This is a genomic window from Leptospira noguchii serovar Panama str. CZ214 (genome assembly GCF_000306255.2).
In the GTDB taxonomy this organism is placed as follows: Bacteria; Spirochaetota; Leptospiria; order Leptospirales; family Leptospiraceae; genus Leptospira; species Leptospira noguchii.
Genome location: NZ_AKWY02000018.1, coordinates 94,986 through 118,954 on the forward strand (window position 1 = coordinate 94,986; position 23,969 = coordinate 118,954).

24 protein-coding genes are annotated in these 23,969 nt (G+C 34.6%); 13 read left to right on the plus strand and 11 right to left on the minus strand.

Going from position 1 to position 23,969, the window contains the following annotated elements; translation table 11 throughout:
• The first annotated feature begins 121 nt into the window (after positions 1-121).
• The 5 genes from LEP1GSC059_RS07490 (at position 122) to LEP1GSC059_RS07510 (ending at position 5,440) form a co-directional block, all read left to right on the plus strand.
• Complete coding sequence (locus tag LEP1GSC059_RS07490; protein WP_017215000.1) at positions 122-1,069, plus strand: ABC transporter ATP-binding protein; 948 nt, start codon at positions 122-124, stop codon at positions 1,067-1,069.
• The gene (locus LEP1GSC059_RS07495) at positions 1,066-2,148 is read left to right on the plus strand and encodes an ABC transporter permease (protein WP_017215001.1); all 1,083 of its coding nucleotides are present in this window, start codon (positions 1,066-1,068) and stop codon (positions 2,146-2,148) included. Before LEP1GSC059_RS07490 ends, LEP1GSC059_RS07495 begins: the two co-directional genes overlap by 4 nt.
• A gap of 26 nt (positions 2,149-2,174) precedes the next feature.
• Entirely contained in the window at positions 2,175-3,293 is a 1,119-nt protein-coding gene (locus tag LEP1GSC059_RS07500) for a quinone-dependent dihydroorotate dehydrogenase (RefSeq protein ID WP_002180612.1), read from the plus strand.
• 109 nt (positions 3,294-3,402) lie between these two features.
• Entirely contained in the window at positions 3,403-4,845 is a 1,443-nt protein-coding gene (locus LEP1GSC059_RS07505) for a M43 family metalopeptidase leptolysin (protein WP_020980541.1), read from the plus strand.
• A 22-nt stretch (positions 4,846-4,867) separates the two neighbouring features.
• Positions 4,868-5,440, plus strand: coding sequence for a hypothetical protein (locus LEP1GSC059_RS07510; RefSeq protein WP_017215003.1), 573 nt, complete (start codon positions 4,868-4,870; stop codon positions 5,438-5,440).
• A gap of 1,018 nt (positions 5,441-6,458) precedes the next feature.
• Here the strand turns inward: LEP1GSC059_RS07510 and LEP1GSC059_RS07515 are convergent.
• Entirely contained in the window at positions 6,459-7,130 is a 672-nt protein-coding gene (locus LEP1GSC059_RS07515; RefSeq protein WP_017215005.1) for a hypothetical protein, read from the minus strand.
• A 47-nt stretch (positions 7,131-7,177) separates the two neighbouring features.
• On the opposite strand from LEP1GSC059_RS07515, the gene LEP1GSC059_RS07520 reads away from it, so the two are divergent.
• The 5 genes from LEP1GSC059_RS07520 to LEP1GSC059_RS07540 all read left to right on the plus strand — a co-directional run bounded on the left by LEP1GSC059_RS07520 (position 7,178) and on the right by LEP1GSC059_RS07540 (position 11,600).
• Complete coding sequence (locus LEP1GSC059_RS07520; protein WP_017215006.1) at positions 7,178-7,720, plus strand: SixA phosphatase family protein; 543 nt, start codon at positions 7,178-7,180, stop codon at positions 7,718-7,720.
• Positions 7,720-8,271: a hypoxanthine phosphoribosyltransferase gene (gene hpt / locus LEP1GSC059_RS07525; protein ID WP_004431686.1), complete on the plus strand. Its 552-nt coding sequence runs from the start codon at positions 7,720-7,722 to the stop codon at positions 8,269-8,271. The genes LEP1GSC059_RS07520 and hpt overlap by 1 nt, the downstream gene beginning before the upstream one ends.
• Before the next feature lie 390 nt (positions 8,272-8,661).
• A complete protein-coding gene (locus LEP1GSC059_RS07530) occupies positions 8,662-10,428 on the plus strand; it encodes a cation:proton antiporter (RefSeq protein WP_017215008.1) in 1,767 nt (588 codons plus the stop codon).
• 5 nt (positions 10,429-10,433) lie between these two features.
• Complete coding sequence (locus LEP1GSC059_RS07535) at positions 10,434-10,619, plus strand: DUF1289 domain-containing protein (RefSeq protein WP_002154299.1); 186 nt, start codon at positions 10,434-10,436, stop codon at positions 10,617-10,619.
• A 171-nt stretch (positions 10,620-10,790) separates the two neighbouring features.
• Positions 10,791-11,600 (plus strand): hypothetical protein, encoded by an 810-nt coding sequence (locus LEP1GSC059_RS07540; protein WP_017215009.1) that lies wholly within the window; start codon positions 10,791-10,793, stop codon positions 11,598-11,600.
• A gap of 103 nt (positions 11,601-11,703) precedes the next feature.
• Here the strand turns inward: LEP1GSC059_RS07540 and LEP1GSC059_RS07545 are convergent, their stop codons facing one another.
• Positions 11,704-12,150: a MarR family winged helix-turn-helix transcriptional regulator gene (locus LEP1GSC059_RS07545; protein ID WP_017215010.1), complete on the minus strand. Its 447-nt coding sequence runs from the start codon at positions 12,148-12,150 to the stop codon at positions 11,704-11,706.
• A gap of 23 nt (positions 12,151-12,173) precedes the next feature.
• Positions 12,174-12,659, minus strand: a complete 486-nt coding sequence (locus LEP1GSC059_RS07550) for a glutathione peroxidase (RefSeq protein WP_002179425.1) — start codon at positions 12,657-12,659, stop codon at positions 12,174-12,176.
• A 304-nt stretch (positions 12,660-12,963) separates the two neighbouring features.
• Between LEP1GSC059_RS07550 and LEP1GSC059_RS07555 the strand changes: the two genes are divergently transcribed.
• From LEP1GSC059_RS07555 to LEP1GSC059_RS23405, 3 genes are all read left to right on the plus strand, one after another.
• Positions 12,964-13,728: a type 1 glutamine amidotransferase domain-containing protein gene (locus tag LEP1GSC059_RS07555; RefSeq protein WP_002179130.1), complete on the plus strand. Its 765-nt coding sequence runs from the start codon at positions 12,964-12,966 to the stop codon at positions 13,726-13,728.
• Positions 13,729-13,737: 9 nt separating this feature from the next.
• Positions 13,738-15,534 (plus strand): monovalent cation:proton antiporter-2 (CPA2) family protein, encoded by a 1,797-nt coding sequence (locus tag LEP1GSC059_RS07560; protein WP_017215011.1) that lies wholly within the window; start codon positions 13,738-13,740, stop codon positions 15,532-15,534.
• A gap of 990 nt (positions 15,535-16,524) precedes the next feature.
• The gene (locus LEP1GSC059_RS23405; RefSeq protein WP_020980548.1) at positions 16,525-16,899 is read left to right on the plus strand and encodes a hypothetical protein; all 375 of its coding nucleotides are present in this window, start codon (positions 16,525-16,527) and stop codon (positions 16,897-16,899) included.
• A 235-nt stretch (positions 16,900-17,134) separates the two neighbouring features.
• Here LEP1GSC059_RS23405 and LEP1GSC059_RS07570 read toward each other — a convergent pair whose 3' ends face one another.
• From LEP1GSC059_RS07570 to LEP1GSC059_RS24120, 8 genes are all read right to left on the minus strand, one after another.
• Positions 17,135-17,941 (minus strand): LA_1326/LA_4305 family lipoprotein, encoded by an 807-nt coding sequence (locus LEP1GSC059_RS07570; protein ID WP_061231599.1) that lies wholly within the window; start codon positions 17,939-17,941, stop codon positions 17,135-17,137.
• A 112-nt stretch (positions 17,942-18,053) separates the two neighbouring features.
• Positions 18,054-18,308, minus strand: a complete 255-nt coding sequence (gene csrA, locus LEP1GSC059_RS07575) for a carbon storage regulator CsrA (RefSeq protein ID WP_000960595.1) — start codon at positions 18,306-18,308, stop codon at positions 18,054-18,056.
• The gene (gene fliW / locus LEP1GSC059_RS07580; protein ID WP_002153346.1) at positions 18,308-18,760 is read right to left on the minus strand and encodes a flagellar assembly protein FliW; all 453 of its coding nucleotides are present in this window, start codon (positions 18,758-18,760) and stop codon (positions 18,308-18,310) included. The genes csrA and fliW overlap by 1 nt, the downstream gene beginning before the upstream one ends.
• Positions 18,761-18,800: 40 nt before the next feature.
• Positions 18,801-20,066: a flagellar hook-associated protein 3 gene (locus LEP1GSC059_RS07585; RefSeq protein WP_004438207.1), complete on the minus strand. Its 1,266-nt coding sequence runs from the start codon at positions 20,064-20,066 to the stop codon at positions 18,801-18,803.
• 40 nt (positions 20,067-20,106) lie between these two features.
• Positions 20,107-22,017 (minus strand): flagellar hook-associated protein FlgK, encoded by a 1,911-nt coding sequence (gene flgK / locus LEP1GSC059_RS07590; protein ID WP_017215015.1) that lies wholly within the window; start codon positions 22,015-22,017, stop codon positions 20,107-20,109.
• A gap of 32 nt (positions 22,018-22,049) precedes the next feature.
• Positions 22,050-22,577, minus strand: coding sequence for a flagellar protein FlgN (locus tag LEP1GSC059_RS07595; RefSeq protein ID WP_002179111.1), 528 nt, complete (start codon positions 22,575-22,577; stop codon positions 22,050-22,052).
• A gap of 505 nt (positions 22,578-23,082) precedes the next feature.
• On the minus strand, positions 23,083-23,595 hold the full coding sequence (locus tag LEP1GSC059_RS24115; RefSeq protein WP_155243402.1) for an IS630 family transposase: 513 nt from the start codon (positions 23,593-23,595) through the stop codon (positions 23,083-23,085).
• Positions 23,592-23,969, minus strand: a 378-nt coding sequence (locus tag LEP1GSC059_RS24120) for a winged helix-turn-helix domain-containing protein (RefSeq protein ID WP_020980551.1), incomplete at its 5' end; no start/stop codon positions are given. The genes LEP1GSC059_RS24120 and LEP1GSC059_RS24115, both read right to left, overlap by 4 nt.

Here is a 23,969-nt window from a genome sequence, read left to right on the forward strand (position 1 = left end):
ACTTGCAGAGTTCATTGTAATTAGATTTTTTTGAAGTTCTGAAAATGCTTACATATAGAGAAAATCAGAAACATAAGAATCCCATAATATAACCTAAAATAAAATTATAAAAGGACTCACATTGAATCTAAATTTAAAATCATCCAAGTCGGAAGAAAATTTGATAGAAGTTCAAAATGTAACTAAACGTTTTAAAAATACAATCGCAGTCAATGATCTAAGTCTTCAAATTCGTAAAGGAGAATTTGTTGCATTGTTAGGACCAAATGGAGCCGGAAAAACAACCTTGATCGAAATGTTGGAAGGAATACAAAAACCGGACTCCGGGTCCATATCGATTCTTGGAACTACTTGGAAAAAAAACGAAACCTTTCTCCGATCCAAAGTGGGTTTGGCTCTTCAGGAAACTAGGTTTATGGATCGGATTACGGTTCAAGAAACTCTAAATCTTTTTGGAACTTTTTATAAAAGCAAAAAGGAAAGATTAAACGAGATTTTAGAATTGATCAATCTGGAAGAAAAACAAAAAACATACGTTGGTAATCTTTCCGGAGGCCAAAGACAAAGATTAGCTCTTGGAATTTCTATATTAAATTATCCTGAAATTCTTTTTTTAGACGAACCTACAACCGGGCTAGATCCAGGAGCAAGAAGAGATATTTGGAAAATTTTAGATCGCCTTAGACAAAATAAAACTACGATGATTCTCACTACCCATTACATGGAAGAAGCGGAAACACTTTGCGAAAAAATTATCATCATGGATCATGGAAAAATTTTAGATCAGGGATCTTTAATGAACCTTCTCGGAAGAACGGAAGGAGACGAAATCATTCGACTTTCCATGCAGGACGGTTCTAATCCAGAAAGTTGGATTCCCCCTTGTAAATTTTTTTGGGATTCTTCAAAACTGGAAGCGAGGATTTACGTTTCTTCAATTACAGAATATCTGCCCGAATTGATGCAGACAATTTCCGCATCCGGAAAAAAATTAAATACCTTAGAATGTCATAGAAAAACGTTAGACGACATTTTTCTAAGTATGACAGGAAGAGGACTGGAAGAATGAAACAAATATTCCAACTCGTCAGCATTCAACTCAAAGAATTTTATAGAGAACCTGCAATTCTTTTTTGGGCCTTCGTATTTCCGATCGCAATGGCGGGGGTTTTAGGAATCGCATTTAAAAACCGAGGTTCGGAAGAAGTAAAAATTGCAATATTAGAAAATTCTTATCAACTCGACGAGCTCAAAAAAATTCTAGATTCAAATCTATTAGATAGTTCTGTAAAAATTAGAAACAAAGAAATTTCTAATTCTTTTTCACTTCCATCTCTTAAATTTTTAATTCTTTCTAAAGAAGAAGCGATTCGAGATCTAAAACGAGGAAAACTCAACGTAATCGTAGAAAGAACAAAAGACCAAAAAATTCATTTCTCTTTTGATTCAGACAATCCAAACGGCCAAAGAGATTATCTTTTGATCTTGGCAAAAATGCGTTCCCATAAAACTGATTTTGAATCGATAGTGGATCGTTTGGATTCGAAAGGAACTAGATACATAGATTATTTGATTCCCGGAATGCTCGCGATGGGAGTAATGAATTCCTGTCTTTGGGGAGTCGGTTGGAATCTGATTGAAATGAGGATGAAAAAACTTTTACGAAGAATGTCCGCAACACCGATGAACCGGTTGTATTTTCTTCTATCGTTCTTTTTTACCAGATTGATCGTAACCGTGGTAGAATCGGCAATATTACTTGGTTTTACCCAATACACATTTGAAAACTCGATGGAAGGTTCCATTGGAACAGCACTTGCAGTTTATCTTTTCGGAAATTTTGCGTTTGTCTGTATCGGAATTTTTATCGGATCAAGGGCAGCCAGCTCTCAAGTAGGAAATGGGCTGATTAACGCAGTGACGTTTCCTATGATGGCGCTTTCGGGAATTTTTTTCTCCTATCAAAATTTCCCGGAAATACTACTCCCAATGATTCAAAACCTTCCTTTGACTATGATGGCGGACTCCTTAAGGGCTGTCTTTATCGAAGGTGCAGAGTTAAATTCAGTAATTCCTACTTTAATTTCGTTATTTTTATACGGAATTGTCTTTCTTTTTATAGGAAATAAAATTTTTCGCTGGTCTTGATCGGTAGAATAAAAATAGTTTTAGCGATGTTTTTCCCTCATTTGAGACAAAGTGTATATTCGATTTTTCTAAAACCGTTGTTTCTTTCTTTAGATCCCGAAGTAGCACACGAACTTGCAAAGAATCTTCTTGGAATAAGTCAAAAATTTCCCGGATTTTTAACGCTAATGGAATCGATGACATCTTATCAAAGCGATCGTTTAAAAACAAAAGTCGCTGGAATCGAGTTCGAAAATCCTTTGGGAATGGGGGCAGGCTTTGATAAAACGGGAGAACTCTACCCCTTTCTTTCGAGAATGGGCTTTGGTCATATCGAAGTAGGAACAATCACAGGACAAAAACAATCTGGAAATCCGAAACCTAGAGTTTTTCGTTATCCACAAGATCAAGCCTTAATCAATCGAATGGGTTTTAACAATCCAGGGGCAGACTCCGCAGAAAAAATCATTTCCTCCCAAAAAAAAACTAAAATCCGAGGTATCAACGCAGGAAAAACGAAAATCGTTCCCGAAGAAAAAGCGGTCGAAGATTACGTTTATACTCTCAAAAAACTTTCACCTTACGCAGATTACGCGGTTATTAACATCAGCTCCCCAAATACTCCCGGATTGAGGAATTTTCAAAAACAGGAAAATTTTGTATCTTTAATTCAAGGAATCAGAAAAGATTTAGGCAAAAATTTTAAAATTCCTTTATTTGTAAAATTTGCCCCCGATATGGAAATAAAAGAACTCGAAGCCTTACTAGAAACTTCTTTGAGTCTAAAAATCGACGGAGTCATTTTAACCAATACAACTATCGACAAATCTTATCTGAAAGAATATCCTAACGTGGAAAAGGAAGGAGGACTTTCTGGAACTCCTTTAAAAAACCGTTCCACAGAATTCGTTCGAATTGCCTATCGAGTTTTAAAACGAAGAATTCCAATCATAGGAGTTGGTGGAATCGATTCAGAAAAAACCGCTTTGGAAAAAATTCTTGCAGGAGCTGATTTAATCCAAATTTATACCGGTTATATCTATCAGGGTCCTTTTTTACCTATGAGGATTTTAGAGTTTTTGGATCGATTCTTAGAAAAACAAGATTTAAAAACCATATCGGATCTAGTGGGAAAAGAAAAGGAAATTCGATTAGATTCAAAATAGTTTAAGATCATATTTTGAAAATAATCTGATTTTATGGATAAATAATAAGCGAAATAAAACACTTTAGAATATTAAAATTTTATTAAATATGGGTTAGGAATTCAAGGTTATGTTAAAAAAATCTTCGGCTTTGATTTTAATTTTTTGTTTTTTTGCATGGGGTTGTCCTTTCAATCGAGGAAAAGACGACAATTCTAAAAACTTAGAACTTCTTTTAGGATTGTATTTGCTCAACGAAGCAAATTATTACTGTGCCCCAGAAGAAAACGTTCGAACAAGCGGAAGCGCACCGAATTTTAGCATATCTACTTCTAGTCTTAATCAAGTTCTTTTGACAGAAAGTGGAGCATATCCGGATGGTGGAACGGCATATCTAGTAGGAACAATAGAATTTCCCGGAATTGGCAGAAACAATCCGCTAGGAATCGTTTATGCAGAACAAAATCATCAATTTGCATCTAACTCAAATCGTTTTATGTATCCTTTATGGACAAACAAATCCGGAGATTTAATTCAAGACAATCAAAAGAGCGAGTCACCCGGATACAGATCTGTTACGACCGCTTTTCCGATAGGCGCAACTCCTGGATACTACGCACCTAGCGCCGATTATAATAACTTTAACAGCAATTTATTGGGAACAACCTTTGTTGTTCCGGCTGGCTCAAGTACACCGGTTATAACTAAAAAAGTTACAAACAACACACCTCAAACTTGCGAAGAATATAAATTTCGCGCAGAACAAAACGGTCTATTGGGAAGTTCTTCTTCGGGTTTAAACAAAGTTTGGCAATCCAGAAAAAAACTGAATATCAACTTAATCTTTATTCCAGGCGCAGTAGCTACTCCTACGGTTGCAGGTATGGCTACGATGATCCAAACATTAAAAGATATTTATGCTCAAAACACAGTAAAGATCGACGTGACCGTGACGGCTTCTGTTGCGGCGGCAGGTGCTCCTTATTTAACGATTCAAAATATTACGGACGATTATGGAGACGTTGCTAATTCATTAGGAAATCTTTATAAAACAAATCCAAGTAACGTACAAGATTCAAATTCTTTGAATATATACATTACAAGGGATTATACGGTTTCGAGCGACGCACCCACTGGAATTTTAGGAATTTCCTCTGGCATACCTGGAATTCCGGTTACAGGTACACCTAGATCCGGTATGATCGTATTCATAGAAAATCATAGAACTGCTTCCGGATGCGGAGCACAAGGACAAGATTTGATCTGTACATCCGATCAAGTTTTTCTCGCAAAAACAATCGCTCATGAAGGCGGTCATTATTTAGGTCTTTATCATATAGTCGAAAAGGACGTTATCAAAGGACGTTATTCCTTGGATCCTCTACCGGAAACTCCAGAATGTAAAGATCAAAACGGAAACAATATAGTAGGTTTAACGGAATGTTTAGGGGAAGGATTTTACAACAGCGGAGGATTGAATCTAATGTTTTGGGCGGGAAATCCTAAAATCGATCAAACTCAATTGACGGGAGAACAAGGTTGGGTGCTTCGTTCGCATCCACTTGTATATTAAATAAATGGAATTTAAGAATTTTATGATAAATTTAAAAACTAATTTTTTCGGAGTGGCCGTTGTATTTTTATTCGGAATTTTTTCCGTAATTCAGGCTCAAACTTTAGATCAGAACCAATATCAAAAAATTAAAGCGATAGTTACACAAACGGGTCACATTGAAAAAGAAACTTTAATTCGAGAAATTTATACGATCAACTCTAATCCTCAGGAATATCTAATCGCGATTGCCAGAGACCCGGATTTGAGAGTATATGCTCTATCCCAGATCAACGAATTGATTGCCGATTTCGGAGGAAATTCGGCTATGAATTATTTAGAATCGACCATCGCCAACGAGAATACACATCCTTCAATCAGAAGTTCCGCCGCTTTCTCTTACGGAAAAACATTTTATTTCTCAGATAAAATTCGCACTGAGAATTTTTTAAATCGATATTCTGCAAATGATCAAATCGGCATGTCTATTCGAAATACTCTAAAAGGATTACGTGCTGGAAAAATAAATTCAATCCGATTTTCAGAACGATTGAAAAAGGAAAATTTAAATCGAATTCAAAATAAAAATTTAAAAAAACCAGATTCATCCAATTAGTTAATTAGAGTTGTTGAAAAATTTCATAGTGCCGATTAACCAAACTACTTCAATTTACTATTTCCATAGAACAAAAACAGATGGAGAATTCATTTTTCAAAAACTCTATTAAACGATCGATAACTTGAAAACGAGTTTTCGATCGTAATTTAAGATGGAATTTGTATCTGACTGTAGAAAAATTTGTTTGGTTCTAAGATTACTACTTATAACTACATCATAAAACACTCAAACTAATAGTTTATATTTCAATCCTATGAATTCAGCAAAAGAAAATCTGGGCGAATTCGGTGCTGGTGGATCGTACTTTCAACTCCAGTCAATCAATTGCATGAAAGAAACATAATATAGTATTTAGTCTTCTTTAGTTACAATTTATTATAAAACACGCTCCGTAGAAATCCATAACCAACCCCACAAGTTGAAAAGGATTTTAGAATCAACGCACATTTTTCAAGTGTTCCGACAGATTTATATTGAGATTTAAATGTTTGTGATGATAGAAAGTGTTCTGCTGGTTCCCTATGCTTCAATCGATTTTGTATTAAATTCTATCTAACTTACGTGAAACAGCACTTTATAATAAATTAATGTGAATTTGGCGTAAGAAAATGAGAAAGCGTTTTTCCAAAAATGTGAGTTTCTAATAATTTAGGATTGGTTTGTAAAATCGCGATTTGCAGTAGTTCCCACAAATTAAGTCGCATGTGTAATTTGCAAACTTTCGAGTAGTTCTAATGTCGTTCAATTTTTGTAGTAATTCCCACAATATAGAAATTGATCCATAAAGTTCAGATCCCAATTTTTTTCAGAAAAATAAATTCCTTACGCCAAACTCGCATTAATTTAGATCTCAATTTTATAGAGATCAGTAAGATTTGATGAAAAATTTGAGAGTTCGCGCAAACGTTCAAAATGAAGTAATCTGTAAGGATTTTTTTAGAAATTTTTAAAGAATTATTTTTTAAATATTTTAGAAAAACTTAATATTTCAACCTTAAATTGAAATTCTCATCCCTCAAGGCGAGGTTTCAGTTGAATTTCCATAAATTTGTCTACAGATCCCTTTTTCCTTCCAATCCAATTTCCAATCCGTCGAAGAATCTTCTTTAAACAACTTTACTGTCAAATTCGAACACGTATAACGGGCGTTAAAGTCTACTACTACGTATTCCCCTGAATAAAGATACCAATGTGTTTCCAAATCGATTCCTGAAGTAGATTCACTTATTTTTAGATTTTCGATCGTTTTTCCTTTCCACCGATCTTGGAGTAAACTTTCTTCGATCAATTTAAGAACTACTTCTTTATCTAGAGATTCCTTTCCAGGATTAGAAAGTATTATATTTTTACCAAAGCCTAATTCTGAAAACAACCAACCTTTTGTACGAATGAAAACGTAGTTTACCCCTACTTCTGTACGCGTTACACTACCATCTTTGCGTTTTACCGTGACTAAAAAAGGGAATTTATATAAAATATCCGAATTAGATTTTGAATTTTCTATTAGAACGGGTTCTCCATTACTTTCTATCGATTGAATTTTATCTCCGATATTTTTCTTTAGCCAATAGGTTTGAATGTCTTTTTTCGCCTTTTCCTCGTCAGGTGGACCCGCCAGTTGTCCGACTAACAGACCTGGGATTAAAAAAAGCAAAGCAGTTCCTGCTAACGCAAAAACATTTTTCATAGCCCATTATTAACGCCTTCTTTTACGTCTTGTCAATGAATTTAAAGTTGACCGGAGAACCGGAAAACGAGAGACAAAATTCATTGAAACAAATTCACCTTATCAGACATTCTAAATCGGACTGGGAAACGGAATTTAAATCCGATCATGAAAGACCTCTTTCCCAAAGAGGTAAAAAAAACGCTCGGTTTCTTCGAAAGTATTTAGAGAAGATCGAATTTAAAACAGACTTATTTTTAATTTCGGATTCCAAAAGGACCATAGATACTTTTAAAATCATAACCAAAAACCGAAATTTATCCCTTGAGGCAACAACTACAGAAGATCTATACGAATCGGACAGTGAAGATATTCTTACAACTATCAGAAGTTTGAATAGGAAATTTGAAAACATAGCTTTATTGGGCCATAATCCGAGTATCGAAGAGATAGCAAACAAACTCATTCGAGGAAATGAAGATTCTTCATTTTCAGAATCTATGTTCCTTAAATTTCCAACATCCGGTTTCCTTAGTATACAAATTAAAGCAGAGTCTTGGAAAGAAGTTGGAAAACTACCCGGAAAAATAATCAGATTCTGGATACCATAATGAACAAAACCAGTTCGGATATTCTACATCCTCGTTTTAGCAGAGAAGAAATTTCTCAAAAAGTAAAATCTCTCGCTTTAGAAATATCAGAAGATTATAAAAAACTAAAGCCTATTTTTATCTGCGTATTAAAAGGAGGCGCCTATTTTTTTACGGACTTAACCAGAGAAATTCCTTTTTCGATAGAAATTGATTTCGTTCAAGCAAAATCTTATTCTGGAACTGTGTCCACGGGAAAAATCGAACTCTTAAAAGACATAGAGACTGATCTCTCGGATCGTCATGTAATTATAGTAGAAGACATTTTAGATACCGGGCTTACTCTTCAATATTTAGTAAGGCATATTTTTACTCGTAATCCCGCAAGTCTGGAAATCGTAACTCTTCTTTTAAAAGAAAAAAAAGGTATTTTAGAATTTCCCGTAAAATATATAGGTTGGAGAATTCCAGACGAATTTGTGGTGGGTTACGGCTTGGATTTTGATGGAAGGTATAGAAATTTACCAGACATACACATCTTAGAACCTGGCGAATCTCAACTACAAGTTTAACTTTTTATCATAAAGCACAGTAAGGACTATAATTTGTCACAATCTAAAATAGATTCCTGATCTTTATATTAAAAGGAAATCTGAGAATAATAGAGTTGTTGAAAAATGAATCTCCATCTATTTCATGGAAACGATCGACTGAAGCGTTTTGTTAATTTGAGTTATAGAATTTTTCAACAACTCTATTGATTTCTACTTTTTTTAGATTACTACTTCAAAATTCTGAATCCTAAATTTTTATGATCTAAGTTTTTAGAGGATCGATAAAAAAAATGTTTTTTACTTTAATAATCTTTCATACCTTAGCATGCAAAGCGATTACAGTCCGCCCAAACTCAAGTTTTTTCTTGTAAAAAAATAAAAGCTGTAATCGGCGTAGGACGATCATAAATGGAGCACCATTCACTCTCCCTTCTAAACGATATTGCGTTAAGTATTATTTTCGCTACGTTCTTTTCGCATATCGCCAGAATTACAAAACAACCATTAATTCTAGGTTATGTGGCGGGTGGACTTTTACTCGGACCAAATTTAGGTTTTAGTCTTGTGATCAACGAAGAAAGTATCGAATTGATTTCTGAAATCGGATTGATTCTTCTTTTATTCATCATCGGTCTTGAAATCGATTTAAAAGAACTGGCGCGTATGGGAAAGTCCATGTTCGTTTTAGGAATTGTTCAGTTCGTATTTTGTGTATTATTCGGACTTTTATTTTTTAAATGGATTCTTGCGGGCTCAACAGGTAGATTCGATCTTTTATACTTCGCAATTGCACTCGCAATCAGTTCCACCATGATCGTGGTTAAACTTCTGCACGATAAATTTGAAGTCAGTACAATTGCAGGTCGTCTTACAATTGGAGTTTTAGTTCTTCAAGATATATGGGCGATCATTTTTATGGGAGTCCAACCCAATTTACAAAACCCTCAGATTTTAAAAATTGCAGGTTCATTAGGAATTGGTTTAGTTCTAATATGTGTTTCTTTTTTGATTAGTAGATTCTTTTTATCTAAATTGTTTCACGCTGCGGCTTCCAAACCCGAATTAATTTTAATTACTTCAATCGCTTGGTGTTTTTTACTTTGTGGGTTTGCAGAAAAAGCAGGACTTTCTAAAGAAATGGGAGCCTTGATCGCTGGAGTGAGCATCGCAGCTTTTCCGTACGGCGCGGACGTAATTGCAAAACTTTCAGGAATCAGAGATTTTTTTATTACTCTTTTTTTTGTCGCTCTCGGAATGAAAATTCCAATTCCCTCCGTTCAAATCCTCAGTATTTCTTTGATCGCCGTTGTGTTTGTTATCTTTAGCAGAGTGATCACGGTTGCAACACCGGTTTATCTTTCCGGGAAAGGTTTAAGAGCCGGAATCGTTACCGGTCTGAACTTAGCTCAGATCAGTGAATTTTCTCTCGTGATTTTATCTTTAGGAATGGGTTACGGCCATATTAGTAAAGAATTAGAATCCACCGTTTTGACTTCTATGATTCTTGCATCCGTAGTTTCGACTTATATCATTTTGTTCAACGATCCTATTTCAAGATTCATTTTAAAAATATTGAATATAATCGGCTTAAAAGAAAAAGAAGATGAAGAAGACCAAACCGAGTCTCATATCACTGGCCAATCTAAAAGAGACATTGTAATATTAGGTTATTTTAGAATCGCACAAGGTCTTTTAGAAGGAATTGAACGCGAAAAACCGGAATGGCTCAATCGAATTTTAATCGTGGATTTTAATCCTGTTTTTCGCCAATCTTTAGAAGCGAAAGGAATTCGTTGGGCTTATGGTGATTTGGCGAATCCGGAAACGTTACATCATCTCGGAATCGAAGAAGCAAAATATGTGATCTGTACAATCTCTGATATGATTCTTAAAGGAACTACCAGCCGTAGATTATTAGAATCTCTTAAAGTTATCTGTCATCGAACACAACCTTCTATTATTCTTACCACAGACGACGTTCAAGAAGCCGAAATTCTTGTAAAAAGCGGAGCCGCACACGTAATCGTTCCAGGCAGAATCAGCGGTATGTCTCTTTTTAAAGAAATGAAAACAATTGTGGACCATTCTAAACAGTCAATGGAAAACCAAACCTATGATACTAAGAAAAAAAAGCCGATGAGAAAAAAGATCGCTTCTAAAACTAAGGTTAAATAAACAAATTGGTTCGTTCTCCTTGTAATAAAATTTGTTCTATGGATTTTGAATCTGGCTTTTGTAAAGGATGTTTTAGAACATTAGAAGAAATCTGTAACTGGTCCAGTTATTCTGAAATAGAAAGAGAAAATTTATTTTTAAAATTAAAAATCCGTAAAATGGAAAACATTTCTAAGTTCAATTGCAAATAACGTTTCTTCAGTTATATAATTTTGAGTAATTGGAAAAATTAATTTTCTAAAAATTTGAATATTAAAGTTGTTGAAAAAATCCATAGTGGCGATCAACAAAATTGTTTTAATTGACCGTTTCCATAAAACAGAAACTAAGTGGAAAATTAATTATTCAACAACTCTAATTATATGAATATAAAAATAATTAAAATTCTCTTAGTCAAAATTTTTATTAGTCAAATTGGCTGTTCTGAGATTATAAGTAGAGAAGATTGTGTTCCTGGATTTAATTATGAATCACAATATTTTTGTTTCTATCAAAATATTATGAATGAAAGCAGAATTGATGAAAAAATAATAAAAAATATTTTCATTGGTGAAGCTTTAGAAAAAAATAAAATATTTATTGAACCTTTCGATTTTGACAATCACAACTTGTCTGAAAATTTTAAATATCTTAATGTTCCAAAAAAAATCAATGCTATTGCAATTCAAAGTTCATCAGTGCAAAATATCTCTGGTAATTACAAAGAACATCTAAAAAAATACATTCCTAATTTATACAAAAATTCATATTTCTTTAATAAACCTTTCTCGGAACCAATTTACGATTTATTAAATTTCCAAATTAATCAGGAAGTTGAGATAAATTCTATAATTTTTGGTATTTTCGGATATAAATTTGATCGTTTTGACTGCTCAAATCGCGGAAAGAAAAGGCCTTATTCAAAAGAGGAATATACTAAAGCAATTTCAGATCTTAAGGAAAATCATGAAACTAAAGACAGAACTTTAGATTTCAAAAAAATAGACGAAACAATTTTAAACGCAAGATATATTTGTAGTTTAAGTGACTCAAAATCAAATACTAGTTTTATTCTTTCATCCTACGAAACAAAAGGATTTGAATATGCGGGCACTGTATATTTAGTAGATTTTTTTAATAAGAATAAACTAATTAAAACGATCGAAAAGTATAACTATGATGGGCCGTATTGACAGAGACTACTAATTTATCAAGTTAAGAATATTCAATTAAGTGCAACTTCTACATCCCATCATGGTTCATTAATATTATTTTAATACGTCGGTCTTTATAAGTTTATTCCAGTTTTTCAGAAAGCATTAGAAGCAATCGATCTAGATCTTTTTTAAGATCGATAAGGCTTTTTTTATCTACTTCCAAACTTTCAATCATTTTTGAAGGAACACAAGTTGCCTTATCTCTAAGTTTTTTTCCTTTGATAGAAAGATAAATTTTTACGGAACGTTCATCCTCTTCGGAACGTTTTCGCATTATAAATTCTGAATCTTCTAAACGTTTAAGTAGAGGTGTTAGAGTTCCAGAATCTAGATATAATTTTTTTCCGATTTCTTTTATACTGCAACCGTCCTCTTTCCAGAGTATGAGCAAAACTAAATATTGTGGGTAAGTAATACCTAATTCTTCTAATATAGGACGATAAACCGCTGTTAGAGCCCTGGAACAAGCATAGAGCGGAAAACAAATCTGATTTTCTAAAAAAAGATCTTTTACGATTTTTCCCATTTTTAAAGACGTTGGTTTTATTTTTACAGTTTTAAAAGACTTTGAATTTCTTTTTCTATATTTTCTGGAGTTGTAATAGGAGAATAACGTTTGATTACATTCCCTTGTTTATCCACTAAAAACTTAGTAAAATTCCATTTGATTGAATTTCCTAAAAAACCCGAAGCCTTTTTTCTTAAAAACCGAAATACAGGATGAGCGTTATCTCCGTTTACTTCTATTTTTTTAAATATTGGGAATTCTACTCCGTAATTTCTCTGACAAAAATTTTTGATTGTTTCATCTGAACCCGGCTCCTGATGTTTAAACTGATCACATGGAAAACCTAAAATTTCTAATCCTTCAGTTTTATACTTATTATATAAATTTTGCAAACCTGCATATTGTGGTGTAAAAGCGCATTCACTGGCGGTATTTACGATTAAGAGTACTTTTCCTTTATAATCTTCTAATTTTTGTTCTTTTCCGTTGTTCAGAGTAGCTGTTAAATCATATAATGTTTCGTTCATATTGAACCTCTATTAAATTGTGCACAATTTAATTTTATAAAATGTAATTTTTAAACTTTAGTCAACAAAATTTTTTATTGCAAAACCTAATTACAGCGCAAAGGATCGATGCGGGGTCAAGTTATTGGATTTCAGAATTACATCCCACATCGAGCCGCTTTACAATAACTTGACCAAAGCGGAGAGCCTGGTGGTCGGTAGTTTCAAAAAGATTTTTCTTTGACAGAAAGTTTAAACCGACCATGCGCCCAAATTCGTTTTTTTAAAATCTTGATTTTTTAAAACAAAAATTAGAATCGATACCATGACTCCTATTTATAAAGTTTTAATTCCTTTACCTTCCGTCGATTTTGATCCTTCCGAAACTTCAATTCCCTGGAAAATATTAAAGGAGAATGGTTATGAAGTATTTTTTGCAACTCCAAACGGTAAACCTGGATCTGCTGATTTTAGAATGCTTACCGGTAAAGGTCTTGGAATTTGGAAACCGATTTTAATCGCTCATAAAAAAGCTAGAACCGCTTACAATGAAATGATCTCTGATCCGAATTTTCAAAATCCAATCTCTTATAAAAATTTAAAAGCAGAGAATTTTGCAGGACTCATTCTTCCAGGTGGACACGCCCCCGGTATGAAAGAATATTTAGAATCAGAAGAATTACAAAAATTTGTAGGTTCATTTTTTGCCACCGGCAAACCAGTCGGAGCTATTTGCCACGGTGTCGTTTTAGCAGCTCGAAGTAAATTGCCTGGAACCGATCGTTCTATTCTTTACGGAAAAAAAACTACGGCTCTTTTAAAATCTCAAGAAATGGCGGCTTGGAATCTTACTAGACTTTGGTTAGGAAATTACTACAGAACTTATCCTCAAACGGTTGAAGAAGAAGTAAGATCGGCTCTAAAAGATCCAAACGATTTTCACTTTGGCCCAAAGCCGATTTTTAGAGATAATCATAAAAAATTAAAATGGGGTCACGCAATTACGGACGGAAATTACGTTTCTTCTCGTTGGCCAGGAGACGCACATTCTTTTACAGTTTCTTTTATGAAATTATTATCAGATCGTTAAGTTGAAATAATGCTAGATCATAATTTACTGATAAACCTTATTGTATTTCTTTCGGCAGCGGTAATTTCAGTTCCTCTTTTTAAAAGAATTGGATTAGGTTCCGTAGTAGGTTATCTCGTTGGTGGAACTATAATCGGTCCCTGGGGAATCGGTTTAATTACCAACGTAGATAGTATTTTACATCTTTCCGAATTTGGAGTTGTTTTACTTTTATTTTTGATAGGGCTTGAATTAAAACCTCAAAGACTTTGGATTTTAAGAAGGCCCGTTTTCGGTTTAGGAGGTCTTCAAGTTGTTTTAACTTCTCTTACTTTTTTTACATTACTTTCATTTTTAGGTTTGGAAAAACGCCAAGCGATTGTAATTAGCATTAGTATTTCATTATCTTCTACTGCATTTGCCCTTCAAGTTTTGGGAGAAAAAAACGAGCTCAACACTACACACGGCAGAAGTGCTTTTGCCATTCTCTTATTCCAAGATCTAGCAGTAATTCCGATTATGGCTACACTTTCTTTTTTAACAGAGTCTACCTCCGATCCTGGATCTCATGGAAGTATAAAGGAAATCTTATTTGCTGTCGGAACTATTATCACCGTCATTTTAGCAGGAAGGTTTTTAGCGAGACCTTTGTTTAGATTAGTCGCTTCCAGTGGAAATTACGAAATTTTTACTGCCCTATCTCTTTTGATCGTGATCGGAGTTTCAATTCTAATGAAGCAAGTAGGATTATCTATGGCTCTTGGATCTTTTTTAGGAGGAGTTATACTTGCAGACTCTGAATACAGACACGAATTAGAATCTAATCTAGAACCGTTTAAAGGATTATTTCTTGGATTGTTCTTTTTAGCCGTCGGAATGTCGATCAATCTAGGAGAAGTTTTAAAAGATCCAATTCTTGTAATAGTACTTGCATTTATTTTAATATTTATTAAAGCGATTATTCTCTACTCCATCGGTTTAATTACCAAACATTCTAAGGAAGTTTCTCTTAATCTTTCCACGATTATCTCACAAGGAGGTGAATTTGCATTTGTAATTTTAGGAGTTGGAGTATCTTTATCCATTCTTCCAAAAGAAAGAGCCGATTTAGTAATTGCAGTTGTAACTTTTTCTATGGGTCTAACTCCCATCCTTGGAATTCTCAAAGATAAATCAGCAAAATGGATTTTCAAAGAAAATCAAAATTTAAAAGAAGATACTATAGAGGAGCAAAATCGAGTTATTGTGGCCGGATTCGGAAGATTCGGTCAGATTATCGCGAGAATGCTTTTTGTTCACAAAATCGGTTTTACCGCATTGGAACATAACCCAGACCAAGTAAATTTAGCAAGAAAATTCGGCTATAAAATCTATTACGGAGACGCAAGCAAATTAAGTCTTTTAAGATCTGCTGGTGCAGAACATGCGAATTTATTTATATTAGCTATTCAAGATATTGATGTTTCTTTAAAAGTTGCCGAATTGATTAAAAAAAATTTCCCAAATTTAACCATCATAGCAAGAGCAAGAAACAGGGAACACGTTTTCAAACTAATGGAATTGGGAATTCAAATTATTCGAAGGGATACTTTTGCTTCCGCATTGGAATTAGCCGGAGAAACCTTAAGTCAATTAGGTTTTATGGATTCTGAAGTGGAAAAGAAAGTCAAAAAATTTAGGGCTCACGACGAGTTGACTTTAAAAGGTCAGTTTCAAATTCGAGGAAACGAAAAAGAATTTATTCAATTTTCAAAAAATTCAATGCGCCAATTAGAAGACGCTTTTGAAGCAGATCGTCAGGAAAAAGAAGGAAAGATCGCTGGATAATTTGTTTTTTCTGTATCGTAGTAATTCCTTGGTTTGGCAAAATAATATTTTTTTGTATAAACCATTCAATAAATTATTTCAAATTTATAACAGCGATTTGGCGAAAAACATAAATTTATAATTTGTTTTTCTTTATCTTTTAGATCGGTTTTAATAGATATGTTCAATTGGAGACTTTTTTGTTTTAAACTTTTTACTAAGTTTAAAACAAAAGAATCCAATTCTCTTCACTATTCTCTTTGGAGTGGCTTTCTAAAAGCCGCTCCTATTTTTTAGGATATCCCAAACTTCACGAAATTGAGATTAAAATAATACACAACTTATAACGTTATTTTACTCGCACAAGAATTTGGACATTTTGTTTTACGGATCGAAATAACACATAAAAGAAACTTAATAAGCTTAGTTTGTATTTTTTATTAAGCCTCGCCTCTAATCAAACAATTTGTATCCGAGCCTGCATTAAAAGAAATTGACAGGCGGCTCAAAAATATTAAAATAACATCTCCATAAAATATGAAGCAATCGCGAAAGGAAGGATTTCAAATTCCTGAAAATTTCTACAACTTTCTGAAAATACGCTCAAACTTTTGAAAAAGTAAATTGGCGAAAATTACCTGAAACTGAAAAACGATCGATCGGCATTTTTGACATTAGATGGAATGAGGTATCGACTCAATATTGTATAGAATTTGATTATGATCTCGAGACTAACAATCCACAAAGCGCAATGTTAAAGGGTTGTATCAATAACAAATCAGTCATTGATTACTCAAATTTTATCAAAGAAGATTTTGCAGAAGACCCCGAAAATATTTGGACTACTACTCCATTATGCAGGATATTCTTGTCGATTCTCAATCGAAGTAATTTTACTCTCGTTAAAGAATGAATCCTTTATGGCGCTGCCTAAACAACAACCGATTATTTAATGTTCGCTTATTATCACGATGAAATAGCGTCTCGGTTATCTTCGATAGCTCTAATAAGATGGAAACCAAGTTGTATCCCGAACTGAAAAAAAATAATTCGAATGCCGATCCCAAAAATTCGGGAACTCATTCAAACGTTGAATGGAGATACGACGAAAAGGAAAATAGATTAACGTTACCGAATATTCAAAGTGAATTCGAAACGATGCCTCTCAATTTCGTAGAGTATCCCCTAACTCGCCAACTCGAATTGGAATATCACCTTCTCAAAGAATTACCCGAAGAGATGATTTATATGAAATCGCTTAAAGAGTTAAGGATTCAAAAGAATAAAATTACCCATTTCTCTGAATTTTTACAGGACATGACATCTCTCGAACTGATTGAAGTGGGTGAAAATCCGATACCAAAGGAAAATTGGTGCAAAACATGAAACAAAAAAATTCGAAACTCCAAATCAATTTCAAAAAGTAGAAATCGACTTTTAATAATTGAGAAAAAAATATTCTATATCGGTCTGATTTTTCCTTAGACTTTGAAACCGATTTTAATCAAAAAAACTTGAAAAGGTTCTAAATCCAGAGGATCCCAAGTTTAAGATTAGTTTATGTATGAAATCGCAATTTGCAAACGGGTATAAAAGGTTAGATACATTTTATAAAGTAACCTTATAACGATCTCAAAATTTCTTCTCGTTTTCTTTTATACTCTTCTTCGGAAATTAATTTCTTATCGAACAGATTTTTCAATTCCAACAATCTCTTTTCCGAATCTTGAATCGCCTTTTCCTTTTGCGGATTTTTTACTTCGGCTTCCGGCGGTGCGTTCGGATCGGTTTTTACGATTACGTGAAACTTCTTCGAATCACCTTGAACATCTTTATAATACGACAACGTCCCGGTTGCCGAGTCGGGGATAAAAACTTCCAATGAAGTTTTAAGATTGGATTCGGATAAGGAATAATTCGACCAATCTTGAAACGCATAAGGCGTCTGAAAGTCTATGAACTGATTCAATTCAAAAAAGATAAAATGAATCGAGTTCATCGTCGGATACAATAAGAATACGGTTCTTCGGATTCTTCTTCCGGGATTGATAGTATCTTCCTTTTTTAAAATCCAAAGTTGATAGACTTGCGAAGGAGAACGTTCGAAATTTTGAAAAGATCTTTCTGCAATTTCTTGACTCAATTCTTTCGAAAAAATTCTAAACGCAGAATCATTAATCAGAGAATCGTTTCGATTTCCCATTTGATACAAAGAGTCTGCTATTAAAGTTTTGAAATTATTTTTTCCAGCGTTTTGAAGATAAGATGTGTTTCGATCCAACCAAGCTGGTAGGTCCGGTCCGCTTTCAAAAGAATAAAATGCGATTGTATCAGAAGAATAATTTAGCTCTTTACGTATTCCAGCAAAACAAAAAATTGAAAAAACAAGAAACAACATAACTATTATTTGATTTATTAGAAAGTTCATAGAATACAATCTCAAATAATAAATTAGAATATACTTAAATTATAATTTAATAACTCATTCGGAACAGGCTCTTATATTTGAGTGTAAAATTTACAGAACTTTTATAAAGCAATTATTCTTTTTTTCCGGAGTCTTTCTTTTTTAAAATGTTTCCAATCTTACCAAGATCCGCTGGTTTAATTTTAGTTTCTGCGGCTTTTTTATTTTCCTCTTGAATGTCTTTATAAACTTCAGCTCTATGTACAGAAACATCCCTAGGTGCCTTAACTCCAATTTTAACCTGATCACCTTTTATGTCCACGATGACGATTTCTATATCGTCTCCGATCATAATCGATTCGTTCGTTCTTCTCGCTAAAACCAGCACTAACCGATCTCCACTGCTGCCGATTCAAGAATTTTTTCTCGAACCGAATGAGATTCGTTTCTAGAGATAAACTGTTTTCCTATAAGTGTTTCTTTATTGATCAGAATCGGACCCTGGGTATTTGCGGTCATCATTGAAGGATCTTCCCCTGGAACCGTTACAATTACCAACGTTAGACTCTCTTCCAGCTCGGTTATTCCAATCCCACCTAATTCCTGTTCGGGTATCAAAGGTTTGTATTCTTTTTTAAAAAGGGAAGGAGGAATTACCACAAACGCAAGATCCACTTCTTCAATCGATTGAAGCCATTTAAAAACAGATTCCTCTTCTTCTTCGATCAATGCAAATTTTTTATATTCTTCAAATCCTAGTAAACCTTCCGGAAAGGACAAAATTTGTTTTTCGGATACTTGTATTTTCCCAAACGGCTTTGTTTGAATCTCGATTCCCATTTTAAATTTTACCTTAGAAATTTATTTTCTAGACTGTGTTTTATCTTAGAAAATCCATCAATGTCGGTTTAATAATTTTTGATCCTACATTAAGCGCATATTGATGTACTGTCTCCAACCATTTCATATTCATAATGGTCTCCGGAAAATCGATCCCTTCATTTTTGGATAAAAGTTCGGTCATGTAAGACTTATCAAAGTCCACTCTTTGAGCGTGTTCTTCCATTCGATTCATTCTCGCGCCTGCGATTGCACGATAACGTAGAATATTTTCCATCGCCAAATCTAAATCCTGTAGGTCGCGTCCGGAAATTCTTTCTTGATCCTTTTGAATCAGATCATTTCTAAACTGGATCATCACGTCGAAAACGGAAAGTCCGGTTACAGTTGCAGACTTAGAATAGTTGTTAGGTGGTTCAAAAGTTGCAGAATCCACAAGCCCAATGTCTCTTAAAATCGTTCCACCTTCCACGTCTTCCATCCAGATTTGATGGGGGGCCGTAGAGCTTAAACTGATATTGTCCTGCGCCAATTTGTTTGCCTTTACTTCTAAAGGAGAATTGTTAATCTTATCAATGATGTCGTCTATCGTATCTCCTGCGGATACATGTATCTCTACTCCATCAATCTTAAATTTTTGATCCGAGGATACCACATAACCGGAGTTATCTACCTTACTCGTGATACTCATATTGGTTCCCCAGAATACTTTGTTTCCGGGTATCGTTACAGGAATATACTCTCCTTTTTCGATCTCTCTGAGTTGTTCTCCTATATCACCTCTATATTCTACGCCTATGTATTGATTTTTGAGTTCGATTCCTTGAAGTCCTTTGATCTTGGATTCGATCGGTTCAAAAGGAGGTCTTTCGATTACATGACCTCCAAATAAAGGACGACCCGTGGCATCTCTTGTGTTAGCAATGTCGACTAACGCTCTTAAAATTTCGTCGATTTCTTTTCCGATCGCTACCTCAAGTTCAAAACCTTTATCTCCTTGATAGATACCGTTGGACGCTTGAACCGCCAACACTCTCGCCCTTTGAAACAAAGAGCCGATACGATCTAATTCCCCATCGATTTGTTGCAGGCGAGAATTTCCGTCATCTATGTTTCTTTGAAATGTTTCCAACTCATTAAGTCTAGAACGGAAAAACATCTGATTTGTGGCACGGCCAGGTTCGTCTGATGGAAGACGAATTCTTTGTCCCGTAGAAAGTTGGTTTTGAGTTTCGTCCATGTTGAGCTGATGTCTGTTTAAATTATGGATCAGACTGTTGTTCTGCATCATGTTCGTTATACGCATCATAAAATTTTCTCCTTACTCGCTCGTGTCACTTAAGCAATCAAACACCCAATCGATTGATGATTGTATCTAAAATTTCATTCATAGTATTGATCATCTTCGCAGACGCGTTATAAGCATGCTGAAACTGAACCATGTTGGCCATTTCCTCGTCCAGGTTAACTCCCATAACCGATTGTCTCATATTTTCTAATTCGGTCATAAGATCGTTTTGAATTCCAAATTCCTGTTTTGCTTCTCTCGCTTCAGTTCCCAACTTAGAAATCAAAGTGTTATAAAAGTCGTCGGTCGTTTTAGAATAATCGACCATAACCGGACTGTTTCTCAGAGCGGACGCCACCATCAAAGCGTTCCTTCCATCCTTGTGACCACCGGGAGAATTATAATCGCCGGTACCTCCTACGTCCTTACCTCGAGCAGCCGCTATGTTTGCAACGTTATTTGCAATTGAATCGGAAACTCTAAAATGAGAAGAAGGATGAAAATGAGGAGTCAACGTAACGTCTTCTGAACGAGCTTGTAACTTATTGATTTCTCCAAGACGTTTATAGTCATATGCACCGGAAGGCCCCGAAGCCATTAGAATACCGGTCATTCCCACGAGAAGATCTCCGGAATCTTCGATATGTCTTATGATAAAATTCTTATTTGGATGATCATCCGCAATCGTAGCTTTTAAAGCTAATTGATTGTCATGATTCATATAAGCAACAACACCAGAACGAGAAGCATTGATCTTCTTGATAATTCCGTTTAGCGTGTCATTAGAAGAATATGGAATCAAAACGGGAGATTCTTTTGTATCCGACTGATGAAAAGTGATCGTTCCATTAATTCCGATTGGACGATCCGGATCTAATGTATTTCTTCCTGTAATTCTAAAAACTGCGGTTACGTCGTTTTGACCATCTCCGTTGGAATCATATTCCCCAAATGTATTGATAGATAAGGAACGAATATTAAAGAAAGATTGATTTGTATTTCCGTTAACTCCAAAACCGTCTTTATGAATTTCGTTTACAGCATCCATTACGTTTATTGAAAGTGAATCTACTTGATCAATCTTCTCGCGGATGATCTTGTCTCGTACTTCAATCAGACCCTGCAATCTTCCTTTTCTCAAAAGAACTGGATCTCCAGTTGCGGACCAAAACAGATCCAAAAGCCCGTCTTTAGAGGAATTTCCTATAATATCGATTTTGTTCGCTTTATTTCCTTGAACTATAATTTGCTGACCAATAAAAACCATCAGTTCATCCTCATCGGAACGACCGATTGTAATGTCTACTAAGGATGAAAGTTCTTGTAAAAGTGCATCTCGTTTATCATAGAGATCGTTTGGTCTATCGCCTAATGCTTCAGATTTTCCAATTCTTTCGTTTAAAGTACGAATGTTTTCTGCGATCGTATTTAAATGATACGTTTTTGTTTCGATCTCACGATTCGCTTGATCTCTGAGTTGTGCGAGTTTACGATAAACGTCTTCGGTTCTACTTCCAAGTCCATTAGCTTTTTCTAAAACGACAGAACGATGTGCGTTGTCTTCGGGATAGTTCGCTAAATCTTCCCAAGAAGACCAAAATTTATCCATCAAGGTTCTAAGAGTGGTACCATTGGGTTCGTTAAAAACAGTTTCTAATTGATACAGATATTCGTTACGAGCCGCCCAATAATCTTTATTTCCAGAAGTTTCAATAATTCTATCGTCAATAAAATTATCTCGTATTCTTTCAATGGAAGCGATTTCAACTCCTTGACCAATTTGTCCTGGAAGATTGGCGCGATTTAAAGAAGGATCGTACAATGGATCCATTGCTGTCATTGTGACCCTTTGTCTCGCATAATGCTTGTTATCTGCATTAGAAATATTATGACCTGTGGTTTGAAGCGCTTGCTGGTGGGCGGTTAAACCCCGCTTTCCGATTTCAAGTCCTGAAAATGTAGAACCCATGGCTTCCTCCTATAACAAATGATTCGATCGATTTACGCTGACGCATTTAGCATCAAAGATTGTCTTTTGGTTTGTTTACGTTCTGGATTTTTTCCGGAACTATAAGTGTTTATATCAGATTCCATTACTTTTTCTTTCATCGCTTCGATTGTTTTAGAAAGAACCTCTTGGCGAGTTAAAATCAGTTTTTCGTTGGATTTAATTTTTTCTTTCAGTCGCTGCAAAATCGATTTTAAAGAAGAACCAAATTCTTTTAATCGATAATTGGAATCCCTATCAAGACGATTTAAAAAATCGGACAACGCTAGCGCACCAGTTTCAGGAAAAGCAAAATTTTTAGAACGGTACACTTCTTCGATTGACTTCATTCTAACCCTCTCGATTTCAGAAGCCATCACAAGTAGTTCATATGTTTTTTTTATAATCGTCTCAAGAGACTTAGCATCAGCTTGAACAATTGCAGTCGACTTTTGAATTTCCAACTCCAAAACGTTTGAATAAAGATTGATCTCGTCTTGAAAAAGTTTCGTAAGTTGTTCTAGCCATTCCTCTTGTTTCATCTGTTTTATCCGATCCTGCTAACAAGAATCGGTAAAATTAGAAATTTGCTTAGGTAATTTTCGAAGAAAATCTTAAATGTGAGAACTCTTACGGATAGATTTTTTCAAACCATATCCGCAAAGAAATAAAATTCATTCATAGATTTAAAACGTGGGAACTACTACGAAAACTTAAAAGAATATACGATCCAAATCTATTAAACGATAGAATGAGACGTAATTAGTAGGAACTATTACATTTTAGTTTTACTCAGAATCATATAATAGAGTATTCAATTTTGTTTTATAAAAAATGAGTTCGGTATAAAAAACATAATTCATTTTTCTGAAAAAAGTTGAAATTTGAACTTTGCGGATCAATTTCTTAAATGTGGGAACTACCACAAATCACGATTTTACAAATAAATTCTAAAAATGTAAGAACTCATACTTTTAGGAAATTTTTTCTCATCTTCTTATTGCACCTAACCCGGAACTACTGACATTTGCATAATATATCACCAATTTAAATAGACAACCGAGCTTGATTCCAGAATGATTTAACAGGATTAATTCTACGTTTCAATTTTCTTAATGAACGTTTAGCTTCTTTTTTCAAAGTTTCAAAGGATTCCGGACAAAAGTTAGGAAGAAGATATCGTTTCCATTTACCCCAAACATATTCGACAGGATTTAGTTCTGGAGCATAAGGAGGTAGAAATTCAATTGTTATTCTACCATTCAAAGAGTTAATGAACTCATTGACTGCCAAGGAACGGTGAATATTGATTCGATCCCAGATGATGATCAATTTCCCGGGGATATTGCGAAGTAGGGACTTAAGAAAACAAATAATATCTTCTTGTTTAGCCGCTCCCTTTAATATTTGAAAATATAAATTCCTTTGTGTAATTGCTCCGATTACGGAAATCTTTTTCCAAGACCCTACATGTGTAAGAACAGGCGTTTGTCCTACGGGGGCCCATGTGCGAAACACGGTAGGTATTTGCGTTAAACCGCTTTCATCGATAAAAACTATCTTTCTTCGCTCTTTTTGGGCTTTTTTTTAACTTTCAGCCAACGACGCTTCTTCCAATTCGAGATCGCTTTTTCATCTCGTTCTTTAGCTCGTCGAATCGGCTTTTGTACACTAAAACCAATTCTACGTAATATTTTCCATACATGATCCGGATGATAGTGGATACAGAACTTCTTTTCTATTAACTTTGCTACACGACGACAAGTCCAAATCGGAGTATCGAAGCCGTGTTTCATTGGACCTTCGATTAACATGCTCGTGAGTTCTTCTACTTGCGATTCCGTCAAGCGAGGAAGTCTACCGGCTCGACCGTTCCAAAGAACAGATTCTTCGCCTCCTTCCTCTACTTGTTTCTCCCACTGCCTTACTGCATG

What these genes read in the sequence shown, in the direction of transcription:
- LEP1GSC059_RS07495 (WP_017215001.1), top strand. Translation starts at nt 1,066, where the DNA reads ATGAAACAAATATTCCAACTCGTCAGCATTCAACTCAAAGAATTTTAT.
- LEP1GSC059_RS07500 (WP_002180612.1), top strand. Translation starts at nt 2,175, where the DNA reads ATGTTTTTCCCTCATTTGAGACAAAGTGTATATTCGATTTTTCTAAAA.
- LEP1GSC059_RS07505 (WP_020980541.1), top strand. Translation starts at nt 3,403, where the DNA reads ATGTTAAAAAAATCTTCGGCTTTGATTTTAATTTTTTGTTTTTTTGCA.
- LEP1GSC059_RS07510 (WP_017215003.1), top strand. Translation starts at nt 4,868, where the DNA reads ATGATAAATTTAAAAACTAATTTTTTCGGAGTGGCCGTTGTATTTTTA.
- LEP1GSC059_RS07515 (WP_017215005.1), bottom strand. Translation starts at nt 7,130, where the DNA reads ATGAAAAATGTTTTTGCGTTAGCAGGAACTGCTTTGCTTTTTTTAATC.
- hpt (WP_004431686.1), top strand. Translation starts at nt 7,720, where the DNA reads ATGAACAAAACCAGTTCGGATATTCTACATCCTCGTTTTAGCAGAGAA.
- LEP1GSC059_RS07530 (WP_017215008.1), top strand. Translation starts at nt 8,662, where the DNA reads ATGGAGCACCATTCACTCTCCCTTCTAAACGATATTGCGTTAAGTATT.
- LEP1GSC059_RS07540 (WP_017215009.1), top strand. Translation starts at nt 10,791, where the DNA reads ATGAATATAAAAATAATTAAAATTCTCTTAGTCAAAATTTTTATTAGT.
- LEP1GSC059_RS07545 (WP_017215010.1), bottom strand. Translation starts at nt 12,150, where the DNA reads ATGGGAAAAATCGTAAAAGATCTTTTTTTAGAAAATCAGATTTGTTTT.
- LEP1GSC059_RS07550 (WP_002179425.1), bottom strand. Translation starts at nt 12,659, where the DNA reads ATGAACGAAACATTATATGATTTAACAGCTACTCTGAACAACGGAAAA.
- LEP1GSC059_RS07555 (WP_002179130.1), top strand. Translation starts at nt 12,964, where the DNA reads ATGACTCCTATTTATAAAGTTTTAATTCCTTTACCTTCCGTCGATTTT.
- LEP1GSC059_RS07560 (WP_017215011.1), top strand. Translation starts at nt 13,738, where the DNA reads ATGCTAGATCATAATTTACTGATAAACCTTATTGTATTTCTTTCGGCA.
- LEP1GSC059_RS23405 (WP_020980548.1), top strand. Translation starts at nt 16,525, where the DNA reads ATGGAAACCAAGTTGTATCCCGAACTGAAAAAAAATAATTCGAATGCC.
- LEP1GSC059_RS07570 (WP_061231599.1), bottom strand. Translation starts at nt 17,941, where the DNA reads ATGAACTTTCTAATAAATCAAATAATAGTTATGTTGTTTCTTGTTTTT.
- fliW (WP_002153346.1), bottom strand. Translation starts at nt 18,760, where the DNA reads ATGGGAATCGAGATTCAAACAAAGCCGTTTGGGAAAATACAAGTATCC.
- LEP1GSC059_RS07585 (WP_004438207.1), bottom strand. Translation starts at nt 20,066, where the DNA reads ATGCGTATAACGAACATGATGCAGAACAACAGTCTGATCCATAATTTA.
- flgK (WP_017215015.1), bottom strand. Translation starts at nt 22,017, where the DNA reads ATGGGTTCTACATTTTCAGGACTTGAAATCGGAAAGCGGGGTTTAACC.
- LEP1GSC059_RS07595 (WP_002179111.1), bottom strand. Translation starts at nt 22,577, where the DNA reads ATGAAACAAGAGGAATGGCTAGAACAACTTACGAAACTTTTTCAAGAC.